This is a genomic window from Bacillus cereus group sp. BfR-BA-01441, assembly GCF_022663075.1.
GTDB classification, from domain to species: Bacteria; Bacillota; Bacilli; order Bacillales; family Bacillaceae_G; genus Bacillus_A; species Bacillus_A cereus.
The window spans coordinates 1-796 of the sequence record NZ_JAKUEU010000227.1; the positions used below are offsets into that span (position 1 = coordinate 1).

The window sequence follows — 796 nt, forward strand, 5'->3', positions numbered from 1 at the left end:
TTTTATCTGATTGTAAAATATCTTCATACCTTTTCATTTTCCATTACCTCCATTAAGTAAAAGATTTTTATGTCGCTACCACTGTGTTTCTATATTCATTATACCATAAATGTATAGTGAATATATATTGAAACCGACTTTTTTATTCAAAACACGAAAAAAAGAGTCCTATTTTCATAGAACCCTTTTAACACCTCTATTAAGCTCATAAAATAGCTTTCCATCATTCTAATACAAATATACTATTAGTTAACTATACGACTCTCATAAACTAAAATAACGCTATTAAAACCCACCAACGTCACCGCCACCATCAAAACTACCAGTTGTATCATGACCACCATTTGATGTTCCATGATCTGTAGGATTATGGTCATGAACCGTTCCACTATTATAATGCTTATGCGAACAATCAGAATTATCATTGGTATCATCAAGAATTAAAGATGTTGTTGAAAATGTATTTAGTAAACTAGGATCATCTTCTTTATTTATTTTATTTCGTAAAAAATGACTATTGTTAGTTTTAATTTTTAATAAACCGATATTTGCTTTGATTTTTGCTCTATCAGTAGTTTTCGAGAAATTAATATTTGTAAAAAATACCAATTTTATCAATTTAATTAGCATGATTGTTAAAAATACATATAATAGCACTTTTAAAATATAAAACACAATGTCCATTAAATCAGATGTAATATCATGAAATAAAATGTCTAACTCCATTATAAAACCCTCTTTCTAGTTTTATACTCACCCAAAGTGAATAATGCATTGAAGATACATTGAATATGTA

The 796-nt window shown here is 27.1% G+C and carries 1 protein-coding gene; it reads right to left on the reverse strand.

The features are described from left to right. Positions 1–285: 285 nt before the first annotated feature. Complete coding sequence (locus MR107_RS30190) at positions 286–726, reverse strand: hypothetical protein (protein ID WP_242293163.1); 441 nt, start codon at positions 724–726, stop codon at positions 286–288. Positions 727–796: the final 70 nt, after the last annotated feature.

Bases quoted from the DNA above. Each gene is read 5' to 3' on its own strand.
- MR107_RS30190 (WP_242293163.1), bottom strand. From the start codon at position 726: ATGGAGTTAGACATTTTATTTCATGATATTACATCTGATTTAATGGAC.